The organism is Devosia sp. (assembly GCF_034675085.1).
Lineage (GTDB): Bacteria > Pseudomonadota > Alphaproteobacteria > Rhizobiales > Devosiaceae > Devosia.
The window spans coordinates 1-14,668 of the sequence record NZ_JAUCDN010000048.1; the positions used below are offsets into that span (position 1 = coordinate 1).

Here is a 14,668-nt window from a genome sequence, read left to right on the forward strand (position 1 = left end):
CGCCGGCGAGGCGGGCATGGATAAGGCGGGCTGGGCCGGGCTAGCGGTGGACGTCGGGGCCGCCGGGGCCGGCGCAGACGGCGCCTGCATGGCAAGCCGCATCTGCGCGCCGCTGCCCTGCACCTCAAATCTCAGCGTCTGGCCGGGCCTGGTCGCCACCGGCAGCAGCAGGTTGAGCATCTGGCCGCGAATTTCCACCTGCGTGCCGCCATTGGGCGCCGGCCCTACCACACGGCCATCGAGCATCTGCCCGGCCTGAAGGGCCAGGGCCTGCAAGGGCCCTGCGCGGACCGCCGCCAGCATCTGGGGAAGTTGGGAGGGAATCGACATGCGTTCCGGCCCTCGGCCGCACCATGCGGCAGCCCATTCTACCCTATCGGGCGTCCCAGCATCGTCTGATTCTGCGTTTTGGCGAAATGGCCGGGCCCGGCCTCAGTCCCGCCGCACGTCCTTGTAGTCCATGGTCATGGGCTTGCCGCGGAAGGTGACCCAGAAGAAGTTGAGCGTATAGGTGCCGGCGGTGCGGAAGACGCCTTCTTTTTCAAGGCGGCGGCCGGATGTCTTCATCTTGAGCTTGAAGGTCCATTTGACCCCGCCCACCTTGGAGAGGCGCACGGCGACGTCGGTGTCCTCGCCGAAGAACTGGATGGAGCGGTCATAGCCGCCCACCTGCGCCCAGGCGGCGCGCTTGAAGACGAAATTACCCCCCTGCACCACCGAGCCGACGCGCAGCACGTAGCGATTGAGGATATAGATAAGCCAGGTGAGCCCGTAGAAAGCGCCCACCAGCGCCCGGTTCCAGGGGCTCATATCGTAATAGATATAGGGCCCGCTCAGGCAGACCAGCTTGGGATCGCGGGCAAATTCGGCATAGACCGTATCGAGCCAGCCCTCGGGCACCAGCGTGTCGCTGTCGATATTGGCGACGAGATCGAACCCCTCGCTGGCGGCAAAGCCGGCATCGCGGGCATTGACCAGACCCTTCTTGGGCTCGTCGACCACGGTGACGCCGGCAAAGCCGCGGGCGATCTCGCCGGTGCGATCGGTGGAGGCATTGTTGACCACGATGACCTGCGCATCGCTGCCGGCGCGCTTGATCTCGGCCAGCACCGATTCGAGGCATTTGCCGATCAGCGCCTCTTCATTATAGGCGGGTATGACGAAGGCCAGTTTCATCTCTGCCTCATGCTGGGCGGGCGCTCGGCGCCGGATTGACCCCTGCCAATAGCGGCTGGCGAGCGGGCAGGCAACATGGGCCCGCGCTTTGGCCGGGGAAGATCACGGCCGGCTTTTGCCCAGCACGGCCAGCTTCACTCGGAAGCAGGCGCCCGGCAGCGGCCCGGGCACCAAGTCGAGCGAGCCGTTCATGCGGGTGACGATCTGGCGGGAAATGGCCAGGCCCAGCCCGGCCCCGGTCTGGTCGGCGGCGGCGCGCTGGCCACGGGCGAATTTCTCGAAGATCAGCTTGGCCTCGCCCTTGGCGATGCCCGGACCGTTATCGGCGATATCGACGATGTAATGGCCGCCCCGGACCTGCGAGGTGACGCGAATCGTGGGGTTACGGATATCGTTGTATTTGACGGCGTTGGAGACCAGGTTGATGAACACCTGGCAGAGCCGGTCGGCGTCGCCCACCACCATGGTGCGCCCGGCCCGCTCGCCCAGTTCCACCCGCGCATTGCTCTGGCGCAGCAGCGCCTCGCAGACGGTCAGCGCCCGGTCGAGCGCGGCTTCGGCGTCCACCGGCAGGTTTTCCCAGGTGCGCTCGCCCCGTTCCAGCGCCGAAAGATCGAGGATTTCATCGAGCAGCTTGGTCAGCCGCAGGCTTTCCTGATGAATGGTGGAAACGAAATGCTGGCGCTTGCCATCGTCGATCTCGCCGGGGTCGAGCAGGATTTCGGAGAAGGAACGGATCGAGGTCATCGGCGTGCGCACCTCGTGGCTCACCTGGCTGAGAAACTCGTCCTTCTGGCTGTCGAGTTTGCGCAATTGCGCGTTGGCCTCTTCCAATTGCCGGGCGGTGGAGCGCAGTTCGGCCGAGGTCTTTTCCAGCTCCTGGGAATATTCGATGGCCTGCTGGGTTTCGTCGGCCATCTGCATCATTTCTTCCAGCGACACCTCGCCGCCCGAAACCACCTTGGAGAGCATGACATGGGCCGAGGCGGCGCCGACCGAGCCGGCCAGTTCGCGCTCCAGCCGTCCGATGAAATCGGGCGAGGGCTCGAGCATGTCGGGCTCGACCCCGGCGGCATGCGCCTCGGTCTGGAACAAAGCCGCCGCCCGCTTTTCGCCCAGCACGCGCTCGGCAACGAAGAACAGATCGTTTGCCGTTGCCGAGCCGCGCATGAAATTGCCCCGCGCCTGCTCGCCCCGGCGGAAGACGTCGACAAAGACATTGGCCTGGATGCGCTCCAGCGCCGACTGGCTGGTCAGCAGCGAGAGCAGGGTGAGCGTCAGGATGTTGAGCGACAGGCTCCAGAAGGCTGCATGGGCCAGGGGATCTAGCCCTTCCAGGCCGAACATGGCCTCGGGCCGCAGCCAGCCAATGCCCCAGGGCCCGTGGCTGAGCAGCATGGCCACTTGCGGGGACACCGATTCGAACGAGGGCAGCAGGCTGCACCAGAACCAGAAGACGAAGCCGATGGCGATGGCGGTGGTTGCCGCCTTGAGCGAGGCTTCGCGCCAGAACAGCGCGGCGATGACGGCGGGGAAGAACTGGGCGATGGCGGTGAATGAGATGAGCCCGATGGGGGCAAGGGCGTCGGAATCGCGGGTGAAGATGAAATAGGACAGGCCCAGCGACACGATCAGCACGATGGAGAAGCGCCGCGCCACCAGCAGCAGATGCGTCACCCCCTGCCCGTCGCCATTTCCGACCGGGCTGAAGCGCAGGATCAGCGGCATGACGATATGGTTCGACACCATGATCGAGAGCGCGATGGATTCCAGGATAATCATCGAAGTGGCGGAGGAAAACCCGCCGATAAAGGCGAACAGGGCCAGCGCATCCTGGCCGAAGGCCATGGGCACGGTCAGCGCGAACATGTCGGGATTGGAGCCGGCCGGCATCGCCGTCAGCCCGAAAACGGCAATGGGCAGGATGAAAAGGCTCATCAAAAGCATATAGGCGGGGAAGGCCCAGCTGGCCACGCGCAGATGGTCCTCGTCGGAATTTTCCACCACCGTCACCTGGAACTGGCGCGGCAGGCAGACAATGGCCATCACCGAAAGCGCCAGTGTGGTCAGCCAGCGCGCATCGAAGGTGGTTTCGGAGTTGAAATGCACGCCCACCCGATCGGCCTGGGCGAAGATATTCTCGAAGCCGCCCCCGACCGCGACGACGAAAACCCCCACCGCCAGCAATGCCGCCAGCTTCACCACCGCCTCGAAGGCGATGGCGGCGACCACGCCGTGGTGCTGCTCCTTGGCGTCGACATGGCGGGTGCCGAACAGGATGGTGAACAGCGCCATGCCGGCGGCGATGCCGAAGGCCAGGCCGACATCGTCGATGCCGGCCAGCCGCCCCTGCCCCAGCTCGGATGAGCCGGCCACCACCTGGATGGAGGAGGTGACGGCCTTCAATTGCAGCGCGATATAGGGCGATATGCCGATCACGGCGATGCAGGTGATGAGCACGGCCAGGCGGTTGGACTTGCCGTAGCGCGAGGAGAGCAGGTCGGCCACCGAGGTGATGCGCTGCAAATGGCTGATCCGCACCAGCCGGCGCAACAGGAACCACCAGCCGACGAAAACCAGCGTCGGCCCCAGATAGATGGTGAGAAATTCCAGCCCGCTGCGGGCGGCGTTGCCGACCGCGCCGTAAAAGGTCCAGCTGGTGCAATAGACCGAGATGGAGAGTGTGTAGACCGCCGGGGAATGCAGGAAAGACTGCTTGCCGGTGCGCGCCCGGCGGTCGCCGAAATAGGCGATGACGAAGAGCAGGCCCACATAGCCCACGGCGGTGGCGATCACCAGGTCGGCCGACAGCATCAGCCCTCTCCCCCCGGCGCATCGCCCTTTTGCGGCTTGCGGGGCCGGGCATGGGCCATCAGCGCCGTGCCCAGGATCAGCAGCAGCCAGACGACAAACAGATAGAAGACGATCTGGGGAATGCCGAAGATCGTCTGCGGCTGGTTGAAGACATAGACCAGCGGCGGCAGCATCAGCAGGGCGCCGAGCACCGTCAGGAGCAGCATGCCGCCGGTGAGCCTATGCCGGTCCGCCATTTTCGCCCAGAAGCTGGCGCACGGCCCCCACCACCTCGGCATTGGCATAGGGCTTGGTGACGAACACGTCCGCTCCCAGCTCCTCGGCGATGCGCCGGTCCTGCTGCTGGCCCTTGGCGGTGAGGATGAGCACCGGCAGGTTGCGCTGGTCGGAATCGGCGCGAATCTGCTTGAGCACCTCGAAGCCGCTGCGCCGGGGCAGCATCACATCGAGCACGACCATGCGCGGATGCAGGCGCCGCACGGCCTCCATCACCGCTTCGCCATCGGTGACCGAGCCGATGGTGAAGCCGGCGCGCTTGAGGATGAAATCGAGCGATTCCAATATGCTGGGCTCGTCCTCGGCAATGAGTATGTCGACCGCCACTGTCCCCCCTTGCAGCCCCCGCGGTCTCCCCTCCGCAGGATGACGCAGTAAAGCTCAATCAGGCGCCATCGCCAAGACCCTGTTCCATCGGCAGCAGCGGCGCCCGCTGGCCGGGGCGCTCGCCCTCCTGCCAGAGCGGCTCTTCCTGCCGGCTGGCGCAGGCCCGGCGGGTGCAGAGGCGGCAGCTGGGGCCCACCGGAATGTCGGCCGCGATATCCATCAGGTCCAGCCCCGCCCCATAGATGGTGCGGTCGGCATGCAGCACGTCGCAGGCCAGCATCACCGAGGACATTGCCGCCTGCTCGCGGAACGAGCCGGCCCGGCGCTGCACGGTGCGGGCGAGGAAGAGATAGCGCGAGCCGTCGGAAAAGCGCACCACCTGGCGCAGCAACATGTCGGGGCTGCGGAAGGCGCCATAGATGGCCCAGAGCGGGCAGGCATGGCCGCTATTGGGCAAAAGCAGGCCCGGCAGGGGGAAATGCTTGGTCAGCCGCCCGGCCGGGTCCGAGCGCAGGAAGCCGAAGGGAATGCCCTCCTCGCCCGGCCGGCGCAGCGTCACCAGCCGGTGGGCCACCTGCTCGAAGCTGGCATTGTAGCGCTGACGCAGATGATCGATGTCATAGGCCGCGCCTTCGGCATCGGCCAGGATCTGCCGGTAGGGAAAGACGATGGCGCCCGCCAGATACGATCCGGCCGCGCGCGCCGCCAGCCGCGTTGCCGTGGCGGTGGAAAGCGTGGCGCTGCCCAGGGCCTGGGCTATGGCCTCTGGGGCGGCCAATTCGCCATAGAGCCGGGCGAGCTGGAATTGCCGCGTCGCCAGCATGGAGGAGCCGCCGAACCACATCTGGCGCCTGGCGCTGTCGAAGCGGAACTGGCCGGGAAATTCGGCGTCGGCCGGTGGTCCGCCCACGGTCACGCCAATGCCGAAGCGGCTGTGCAACAGCGCCGTCAGCGTGTCGATGCCGAAGGCCCCTGCCCGCTCGATTTCGGCGCGCAGGCTTTCGGCCGCGGTTTCCAGCTCGGGAAAATAATTGTCGCGCTGGATGATGAGGTCGTCGATTTCCCGTCCCGGAGACACCCCGCTCCGGCGCTGGCTGGAGCTTTCGAACTGGTCGATAAGGTTGCGCGCCACGTCAGACAGGGTGCGCGTGTCGCGGCTGATGGCGGCAAGAAAGCGCCGGCGCTCGACTTCGTCCAGATCGCCCACATCCTCGAGGATTTCAGCGCTGGAGCGCACGGCGGTGATGCCGGACAGGATCTGGTGCAGAAGCTGGCCGAGCAGCGGGTCCGAGCGCAGCCGGTCGGCATAGGCCTCGGCGCTGGCCACCGCGCCCGTATAGGCCCGGTGCAACTGCACCAGGGCTGCGGCGCTGGCGGGATATTGCGCCACCAATTGCCGCCTCTCGTCGGGCTGGAAGGGCAGCGACTCGACCTGGGGGTCGGCATAGGCCTCTTCCAGATCCTGGAGCAGCTTCTGCTCGGCCTGCCCGGTCAGATCGCCGATATCGATATTGAGGTGATGGGCGATGCGTTGCAGAAGCGAGCCGCCGATGTCGCGCTTGTTGTTCTCGATGAGGTTGAGATAGCTGGGCGAGATTCCCGCCATCCGCGCCAGCGCCGCCTGGGAAATCTTGAGCGATTTCCGCCTGTTGCTGATGCGGAATCCGATCGGTGCGCGCATGCCTGCCTCCCTTTGCAGCCGCCGGGTTTGTCAACGAATTGACATATCCGACGCTCTACTCGCACAAGAATTTACAGAAAAACCATTATATCACAATGGCATATTGTCTCAGTTTTCATTCGTGGCAATTCTTGCCGCGTTGGTGAACTGGGCGACTATGTATCGTCCGTCCCACGCCAAAGGAGGAGATGGATGACTATTTTGACTCGCGGCGTCTCGCGGCGCCGGGTACTGAAAACGGGTATGGCCGGCATTATCGGCGCTGGCGTCATGCCGACCATTTTCAGCCGCAGCGCCTATGCGCAGGATTATTGCAACGCGCCCGGCGATACCGCCATTTTCGGCTTCAACGTGCCCCAGACCGGTTCCTATGCCGAAGAAGGGCTCGAGCAGCTCAAGGCCTATGAGCTTGCGGTCAAGCACATCAATGGCGAGGGCGACGGCGGCATTCTCAACACGCTCAAGCCGCTTGCCCTCAAGGGCAATGGCGTTCTGGGCAAGAAGGTGACCTTCGTCACCGGCGACACCCAGACCAATACCGACGCCGCGCGCGACGGCGCCCGCCGCATGATCGAGCGCGACAAGGCCATCATGGTCACCGGCTCGGTGACTTCGGGCGAAGCCATTGCCCAGCAGTCGCTGTGCCAGGAAATGGGCGTGATCTACATGTCCGGCCTCACCCATTCCAACGACACCACCGGCAAGGACAAGCGCCGCCTGGGCTTCCGCCACTTCTTCAACGCCTATCAGTCGGGCGTGGCCATCGCGCCGTTCCTGGCGCAGGAATACGGCAAGGACCGCCGGGCCTATCACCTGACGGCCGACTATACCTGGGGCTGGACGCAGGAAGAGTCGATCAAGAACGCCACCGAGGCGCTGGGCTGGGAAACCGTCGCTACCGTGCGCACCCCGCTCGGGCTGGGCGACTATTCGCAATATCTGACCCCGGTGCTCAATTCCGGCGCCGACGTGCTGATCCTCAACCATTACGGCCACGACATGGTCAACTCGCTGCCCCAGGCAGTGCAGTTCGGCCTGCGCGAGCGCCAGGCCAATGGCAAGAATTTCGAGATCGTCGTGCCGATGTTCTCGGAACTGATGGCCGTGGGCGCGGGCGAGGCGGTGAAGGGCATCATCGGCACCTCCAACTGGCACTGGAACCTTGGCGACGAAGGCACCAAGGCTTTCACCCAGGCCTATGGCGAAGCCTATGGCTCTCCCCCGTCGCAGTCGGCCCATACCGGCTATGTGCAGGCGATCCTCTACGCCGATGCCTGCGAGCGCGCCGGCACCTTCCATCCCACCGAGGTGGTCAAGGCGCTGGAAGGCTTCGAGTTCGATGGCGCGGGCAATGGCGCCACGCTCTATCGCGCCGACGATCACCAGTGCTTCAAGGAAGTGCTCGTGGTGCGCGGCAATGAAAACCCGACGAGCAAGTTCGACGTGCTCAACGTCATCGGGTCGGCTTCGCGCGATGCGGTGACCTACGATCCGTCGATCTTCGGCGGCGAGCTGGGACCCTACGAACCCAATATGTGCTGATCGCCTCGGCACGCATCACGCAATGGTTCCGGCGCGGTTCCGCGCCGGGCCTTTCGGGGGAATCGGGGAGACGCCGGGACCTGGTCCGGCAAGGACAAATCGATGAATACACTACTCGCGCAGTTGCTTAACGGGCTCGACAAGGGCGGCGCCTATGCGCTGATCGCCCTGGGCCTCACTCTGGTCTTCGGCACGCTGGGCGTGGTCAACTTCGCCCATGGCGCGTTGTTCATGCTCGGCTGCTTCTGCGCCGTGACCTTCCGCTATCTCATCACCATGGAAACGGTGACCATCGATCCCACCAAGCTTTCCCCATGGGGAGCGCCGGTGGAAGTGCGCACCCCGATCATGGAGAGCATGTTCGGCGATTTCGGCCGCTTTCTCATCGACTATTCGGTGCCGCTGTCCATCCTGCTGGTCATTCCGGTCATGCTGCTCATCGGCATCGCCATGGAGCGCGGGCTGATCAAGCATTTCTACAAGCGCCCCCATGCCGAGCAAATCCTGGTCACCTTCGGCCTGGCGATCGTGCTTCAGGAAATCGTCAAGAGCATCTATGGCGCCAATCCCGTGCCCCAGCCGGTGCCCAGCGATCTGCGCGGCGCTGCCGATATCGGGTCCTGGTTCGGCATGGCGCCCCATATGCTCACCTATCCCTGGTGGCGGCTGGTCTATTTCTTCTTCTCGGTGGCGGTGATCGGCGGGGTGTTCGCCTTCCTGCGCTTCACCACATTTGGCCTGGTGGTCCGCGCCGGCATGGCCGACCGCGAAACGGTGTCCATCCTGGGCATCAATATCGACCGGCGCTTCACCATCATGTTCGGGCTGGCGGCGGTCGTGGCCGGCGTCGCGGGGGCGATGTATACGCCGCTCCTGCCGCCCAACTACCAGTTGGGCATGGATTTCCTGGTGCTGAGCTTCGTCGTGGTGGTGGTGGGGGGCATGGGCTCGCTTCCCGGCGCCGTCGCCGCCGGGTTCCTGCTCGGCATCCTGCAATCCATCGCGGCCATGACCGAGATCAAATCCCTCATTCCCGGCATCGACCAGGTCATCATCTACCTCGTCGCCGTGGTCATCCTGCTCGTCCGCCCCCGTGGTCTCATGGGCCGGCGCGGCCTCATGGAGAGTTAAGCCGCCATGCTTTCCCTGTCTCGCAAGGACCTCGTCACCCTGGCAGTCTTCGCTGCCGTCGTGCTCACCATGCCCCTCTGGCTGGCGCCATTCGGCGCCGCCTATCCGGGGCTGATGCAGAAATTCGTCATCTACGCGATCATCGCCATTGGCTTCAACATCCTGTTCGGGCTCACCGGCTATCTCAGCTTCGGGCATGCGGCCTTTATCGGCATCGGCTCCTACACCACCGTCTGGTCGTTCAAGCTCCTGTCGATGAACGTGGTGCCCGCCATCCTGCTGGCCATTATCGTCTCGGGGGTCTTCGCCCTGGTCATCGGCTATTTCAGCCTAAAGCGTACCGGCATCTATTTCTCCATCCTCACCCTGGCCTTTGCCCAGATGTGCTACAGCCTGGCCTATTCGGTGCTGACGCCCATCACCAATGGCGAGACCGGGCTATTGCTGGCGCGCGGCGATCCGCGCGTGATCGACACGCTGCTCAATATCCGTCCCGCCGGCGAGGGCCTGCCGTCTCCGACCTTTTTCGGCATCGGCATGATCGGGTTCACCGGGTTTTACTTCTGCGCCGCCGTGCTGATCCTGGCCTTCTATGTTTCGCAGAAAGTGTTCGCCTCGCCCTTCGGCATGGCGCTGCGCGGCATCAAGTCCAACCAGACGCGCATGAACTATACCGGCTTCAACACCAAGCCCTATACGCTGGCCGCCTTCGTCATTTCCGGCATGTTCGCCGGGCTGGCTGGAGCACTGATGTCGGTCACCGACCCGCTGGCCGGGGCGGAACGGATGAAGTGGACGGAATCGGGCAATATCGTGCTGATGACCATTCTGGGCGGCGCGGGCACCCTGGTCGGCCCGGTCATCGGCGCCTGGCTCATCAAATATTTCGAGAACATCTTCTCGGCCATCAACGAGACCGTGCTGCGCCGCGTCTTCGACTTCATGCCCGGTGGGTCCGAGGATTTCGTGGTGGCTGTCGCCAGCAAGTTCGTCGGCGAAGGCTGGCACCTCACTTTGGGCCTGCTCTTCGTGGTCGTGGTGGTGTTCCTGCCCGGCGGCGTCATGGAGGGGGTAAGGCGGCTGGCCGCCCGCTTCGGGCGAACGCGGCGCAAGGATGCGCAGGGCCGTGAAACCTCCAGCACCCAGCCGGCGGAATAGGAGAGAGCCATGACGCTTCCCAATATCGTGCTGCACGTGGCCGACGTCCACAAGCGCTTCGGGGGCCTGCATGCCCTGGCCGACATCGACCTGCAGGTCGAGGAGGGCAAGACGCACGCCATCATCGGGCCCAACGGGGCGGGAAAATCCACCCTGCTCAACGTCATCATCGGCAAGCTGGCGCCCACCAGCGGCCAGGTGGTGTTCGACGGCGCCATCCTCACCGGGCGCAAGCCGCACCAGATCAACCAGCTCGGCATTGCCCGCGTCTTCCAGACGCCGGAAATATTCGCCGATCTCAGCGTGCTGCAAAACGTCATGATCCCCGCTTTCGCCAAGCGCGACGGCGCCTTCCGCCTCAATATGCTGCGGGCGTTGGACAGCGAGACCGCCATCCGCCAGGAGGCCGAGGCCATGCTTGAGGATGTGGGCATGCTCAACCGCCGCGACATGACGGCGGGCAGCCTGAGCCGTGGCGACAAGCGCCGCATGGAGCTGGCCATGTGCCTCATCCAGCATCCGCGCCTGCTGCTGCTGGACGAGCCCACCGCCGGCATGAGCCGGCACGACACCAACACCACCATCGAGTTGCTCAAGAAGATCAAAAAGCGCGGCATGACCAAGGTCATCATCGAACACGACATGCATGTGGTGTTCTCGCTGGCCGACAAGATCTCGGTGCTGGCGCAGGGCCGCATCATCGCCGACGGCACGCCCGAAGAGGTGCGCGGCAATCCCAAGGTGCAGGAAGCCTATCTCGGAGGGGCCCATTGATGAGCGCGATCGCCATGGAAACAGCAATTCCCGTCAGCCAGGCCGCTGCCTTCGAGGCCGAGCGTCCGTTTTTCAGCGTTCGCGACGTCCACGCCTATTATGGCGAAAGCTATATCGTGCAGGGCGTTTCGCTCGACATCCGCCAGGGCGAGATCCTGGCGCTGCTGGGCCGCAACGGGGCCGGCAAGACCTCGACGCTGCGCACCATCGCTCGCACCGACGATCCGCAGATGCGGCAAGGCGAAATCTGGCTCGATGGTCAGCCCATTCACCAGATGAAGAGCTTCGAGGCGGCCCGCGCCGGCATCCAGCTGGTGCCCGAGGACCGGCGCATCATTTCCGGGCTGACCGTGGAGGAAAACCTTATTCTCGCCCGCGTCGCCCCCGGCCATGGCTGGGAGATCGAGCAGATCTATGAGAGCTTTCCGCGCCTGGCCGAACGCCGCAAGCAGGAAGGGGTCACCCTTTCGGGCGGCGAGCAGCAGATGCTGGCCATTGCCCGGGCGCTGGCGCGCAATCTCAAGCTGCTGCTGCTCGACGAACCCTATGAGGGGCTGGCGCCGGTCATCGTGCACGAGATCGAACGCATCTTGCATTCCATCAAGCCTTTGGGCATCACCACCGTCATCGTCGAGCAGAACGCGGTGGCGGCGCTGAAGCTGGCCGACCGCGCCGTCATTCTGGACACCGGCGAGGTTGCCTTTGCCGGCACCGCGCAGGAAGTGCTCGACAACGCCGAACTCCGCCACGAATACCTGGCGATCTGAGCTACCCTGGGTCTTTCGAACCAAGGCATTCCGCCGATATCACCTCTCCCCTTCGGGAGACCCAGGGTAAATCCCGGCGGGCCCAAAAGCCCGCCGCTTTCGTTTTGCGGGGGCGTTTCCCCCAATCTGGCCCTATCCCTGCGCCGGCAGCAGCGTCACCCCCAGCCCTTCCAGCATCTCCCAATAGGCCGGGTAGGTCTTGCCGGTGCAGGCGGGGTCGAGAATGGTGATGCCGGCGATCCTGAGCCCGGCCAGCGCGAAGCTCATGGCGATGCGGTGGTCGTGATAGGTCTTTATGCGCGCGGTGTGCCCCGCCAACCCTTCGGCGAGGTGCGGATCGGCGGCGACGATCAGGTCATCGCCCTCCTCCGTGCCCAGGCCCGGCTTGATGCGGTTGAGTTCATTGGCCACGGCGCGGATGCGGTCGGTTTCCTTGACGCGCAGATTGGCGATGCCGACAAAGCGCACCGGATGGGCGTTGAAGGCGGCGAGTACCGCCAGCGTCGGCACGGCGTCCTGCATCTGCGAGCCGTCGATCACCGCCGGCATATGGGGGAATTGCGCGATGACGGCCTGCGCCGCCGCATCGGGCTGGGTGAAGGCATCGGCGGCCACGCCCAGGTCGATATCGCCGCCGGTCAGCGCCGCCGCGCCCCACAGATAGGTGGCGGCCGAAGCGTCGGGCTCGATATGGAAATCGCTAGCCCGATAGCCGGTGGGCGCGATGCGCCAGGTGCCGGCATCGAGCTGCTCCACATCGGCGCCGAAGCTGCGCATGGCGGCCAAGGTCAGGTCGACATAGCCCCGTGCGCCGATTTCCTTGCCGGTCAGCGCCACCTCGATGGGCCCGTCACCCAATGGTGCGGCCATCAGCAGCGCCGAGACATATTGGCTGGACAGCCCACCATCGATCTCCACCCGGCCGTGGCCGAAGCTGCCGCGCCCCTCAACCGTAACCGGCGGGCAACCGGTCGGGGCGCTGGCGGCTATACCCAGCGATTGCAGCGCCTGCACCAGCGGGGCGATGGGGCGCAGGCGCATATCCTCGTCGCCATCGACAATCACCGTGCCGTCCACCGTCGCCGCAGCGGCGGTGAGGAACCGCGTCGCCGTGCCGGCATTGCCCAGGAAAAGCGGCTCCTTGGGCGCATGCAGGCGTCCCGAGCCGGAGACCACGAAGCTGGTGGCATCGGGCTCCTCGACGCTGACGCCCATCTGCCGCAGCGCGGCGGCCATCAGCACCGTATCCTTGCTCTTGAGCGCGCCGGTCAGCCGGCTGGTGCCGTCGGCCAGCGCCGCCAGCAACAGCGCGCGATTGGTGATGGATTTCGATCCCGGCGGGGAGACGCGCCCGACAAGCGGGCGGTTGGGCGGGACGATGGTGAGGGCGGGCGGAAGCGGGGTAAGCATGCCGAACCAATGCCTCAGCGCCGCAAAGAACGCAACGGCTGCGATATCGTCCCGGCTCAATCGCCGGACGGCAGATAAATGGCGTCAGGCCCCTGCCCGCGCCTCGGCGATGGCCTTGAGGTCCGCCGGCTTGAGCGTCACGCTTTCCCCGCACCCGCAGGCGCCGGTCTGGTTGGGGTTGGTGAAGGTGAAGCCGGCGCTCATCTTGGACTGCTCAAAGTCCATCACCGTGCCGAGCAGGAACATGGTGGCCTTGGGGTCGATCCAGACATTGACGCCCCGGTCGTTGACGTGGTCGTCGCCCGCCACCGGCTCGGTGACGTAATCCATGGTATAGGCGACGCCCGCGCAGCCCGAGTTCTTGATGCCGACGCGCAGGCCGATGACCGGCCTGTCGGAATCTTCCATGATTTCGGTGATGCGCTCGGCGGCGGCATCGGTCAGCGACATGATGGTGAAAGCCATGGGGCGGTCCAGCTTTATCGGTGTTTCACGATATATAGGGCGAAACGCGGCAAATTACCACCAGTTCAGCGCCACCTGGGCCTCTTCACTCATTCGTGTCGCGTCCCAGGGGGGATCGAACACCATGTTGACGGTAACGTCCTGGATGCCTTCAACGCCGCGGGCGGCGTTTTCCACCCAGCCGGGCATTTCCCCGGCCACGGGGCACCCCGGCGCGGTCAGCGTCATGTCGATGGTCAGGTTCCGGTCATCGTCCAGGTCGACCTTGTAGATCAGGCCCAGCTCGTAGATATCGACCGGGATTTCCGGGTCATAGACGGTCTTGAGCGCGCCGATGAGGTCGGTGGTGATGCGCGTCACCTCGTCTTCCGACAGGCTTGTCGGCATGGTCGGGGCGATGCGGGTATCTTCGGTCTTGGTGTCTTCGCTCATATCGGCCTTCCTCAGGCAAAAAACGTTCTCGCGCGCTCGATGCCCTCGACAAGCGCGTCCACATCGTCCTTGCCATTATATAGGGCGAGGCTGGCGCGGCAGGTAGAGGTGACCCCGAACCGCTTGAGCAGGGGCATGGCGCAATGGGTGCCGGCGCGCACCGCGATGCCGTAGCGGTCCAGGATCGTCGAGACGTCATGGGCGTGCGCGCCCTTGATTTCAAAGGAGAAAATCCCGCCCTTGCCCGGCGCCGTGCCGATGAGGCGCAGCGAATTGATGCGGCTCAGCCGCTCCTGGGCATAGGCGGTAATCTCACGCTCATGGGCGGCGATGGCCTCGCGGCCCAGGCTGTCCATATAGCTCAGCGCCGCGCCCAGCCCGATGGCCTGCACGATGGGGGGCGTGCCCGCCTCGAAGCGGTGCGGCGGGGCATTGTAGGTGACACTGTCCAGGGTCACGGTGTCGATCATCTCGCCGCCGCCCTGATAGGGCTGCATGTCGGCCAGAAGATCGTATTTGCCGTAGAGCACGCCGATGCCGGTGGGCCCATAGAGCTTGTGGCCGGTCATGACGTAGAAATCGGCGTCCAGCGCCTGCACGTCGACCTCTTCATGCACGGCGCCCTGGCTGCCATCGACCAGCACCGGGATGCCCCGGGCATGGGCGAGCGCGATGATGTCCGCGATCGGGGTCACCGTGCCCAGCACGTTGGACA

Annotated in this window: 14 protein-coding genes and 1 pseudogene; 5 read left to right on the top strand and 10 right to left on the bottom strand. The window is 65.0% G+C overall.

Annotation, left to right across the window (positions count from 1 at the left end; translation table 11 throughout):
* The 6 genes and pseudogenes from VDP82_RS05050 to VDP82_RS05075 form a co-directional block, all read right to left on the bottom strand.
* Positions 1 to 330: pseudogene (locus tag VDP82_RS05050) on the bottom strand (hypothetical protein); the annotation flags it as partial.
* A 102-nt stretch (positions 331 to 432) separates the two neighbouring features.
* A complete protein-coding gene (locus tag VDP82_RS05055; RefSeq protein ID WP_323013755.1) occupies positions 433 to 1,176 on the bottom strand; it encodes a glycosyltransferase family 2 protein in 744 nt (247 codons plus the stop codon).
* A 102-nt stretch (positions 1,177 to 1,278) separates the two neighbouring features.
* Entirely contained in the window at positions 1,279 to 3,990 is a 2,712-nt protein-coding gene (locus tag VDP82_RS05060) for a sensor histidine kinase (protein ID WP_323013756.1), read from the bottom strand.
* Complete coding sequence (locus VDP82_RS05065; protein ID WP_323013757.1) at positions 3,990 to 4,226, bottom strand: hypothetical protein; 237 nt, start codon at positions 4,224 to 4,226, stop codon at positions 3,990 to 3,992. The genes VDP82_RS05060 and VDP82_RS05065 overlap by 1 nt, the downstream gene beginning before the upstream one ends.
* Positions 4,210 to 4,593 carry a response regulator gene (locus VDP82_RS05070; RefSeq protein WP_323013758.1) on the bottom strand — a complete coding sequence of 128 codons (384 nt, stop codon included), beginning with the start codon at positions 4,591 to 4,593 and terminating at the stop codon, positions 4,210 to 4,212. Before VDP82_RS05070 ends, VDP82_RS05065 begins: the two co-directional genes overlap by 17 nt.
* Before the next feature lie 58 nt (positions 4,594 to 4,651).
* On the bottom strand, positions 4,652 to 6,274 hold the full coding sequence (locus tag VDP82_RS05075) for a helix-turn-helix domain-containing protein (RefSeq protein WP_323013759.1): 1,623 nt from the start codon (positions 6,272 to 6,274) through the stop codon (positions 4,652 to 4,654).
* Positions 6,275 to 6,466: 192 nt separating this feature from the next.
* On the opposite strand from VDP82_RS05075, the gene VDP82_RS05080 reads away from it, so the two are divergent.
* The 5 genes from VDP82_RS05080 to VDP82_RS05100 all read left to right on the top strand — a co-directional run bounded on the left by VDP82_RS05080 (position 6,467) and on the right by VDP82_RS05100 (position 11,646).
* Entirely contained in the window at positions 6,467 to 7,816 is a 1,350-nt protein-coding gene (locus VDP82_RS05080) for a substrate-binding protein (protein WP_323013760.1), read from the top strand.
* Between the two features lie 102 nt (positions 7,817 to 7,918).
* Positions 7,919 to 8,947, top strand: a complete 1,029-nt coding sequence (locus tag VDP82_RS05085; RefSeq protein ID WP_323013761.1) for a branched-chain amino acid ABC transporter permease — start codon at positions 7,919 to 7,921, stop codon at positions 8,945 to 8,947.
* Positions 8,948 to 8,953: 6 nt separating this feature from the next.
* On the top strand, positions 8,954 to 10,105 hold the full coding sequence (locus VDP82_RS05090) for a branched-chain amino acid ABC transporter permease (protein ID WP_416347077.1): 1,152 nt from the start codon (positions 8,954 to 8,956) through the stop codon (positions 10,103 to 10,105).
* Between the two features lie 9 nt (positions 10,106 to 10,114).
* Entirely contained in the window at positions 10,115 to 10,879 is a 765-nt protein-coding gene (locus tag VDP82_RS05095) for an ABC transporter ATP-binding protein (protein ID WP_323013762.1), read from the top strand.
* A gap of 14 nt (positions 10,880 to 10,893) precedes the next feature.
* Positions 10,894 to 11,646 (top strand): ABC transporter ATP-binding protein, encoded by a 753-nt coding sequence (locus tag VDP82_RS05100; protein ID WP_323013768.1) that lies wholly within the window; start codon positions 10,894 to 10,896, stop codon positions 11,644 to 11,646.
* Between the two features lie 132 nt (positions 11,647 to 11,778).
* Here the strand turns inward: VDP82_RS05100 and VDP82_RS05105 are convergent, their stop codons facing one another.
* From VDP82_RS05105 to VDP82_RS05120, 4 genes are all read right to left on the bottom strand, one after another.
* Positions 11,779 to 13,056, bottom strand: a complete 1,278-nt coding sequence (locus tag VDP82_RS05105; RefSeq protein ID WP_323013763.1) for a 3-phosphoshikimate 1-carboxyvinyltransferase — start codon at positions 13,054 to 13,056, stop codon at positions 11,779 to 11,781.
* 84 nt (positions 13,057 to 13,140) lie between these two features.
* On the bottom strand, positions 13,141 to 13,521 hold the full coding sequence (locus tag VDP82_RS05110; protein WP_323013764.1) for an iron-sulfur cluster assembly accessory protein: 381 nt from the start codon (positions 13,519 to 13,521) through the stop codon (positions 13,141 to 13,143).
* Positions 13,522 to 13,575: 54 nt separating this feature from the next.
* Positions 13,576 to 13,908: an SUF system Fe-S cluster assembly protein gene (locus VDP82_RS05115; RefSeq protein ID WP_416347078.1), complete on the bottom strand. Its 333-nt coding sequence runs from the start codon at positions 13,906 to 13,908 to the stop codon at positions 13,576 to 13,578.
* A 56-nt stretch (positions 13,909 to 13,964) separates the two neighbouring features.
* The coding region (locus VDP82_RS05120; RefSeq protein ID WP_323013766.1) for an aminotransferase class V-fold PLP-dependent enzyme at positions 13,965 to 14,668 on the bottom strand (704 nt) is incomplete at its 5' end.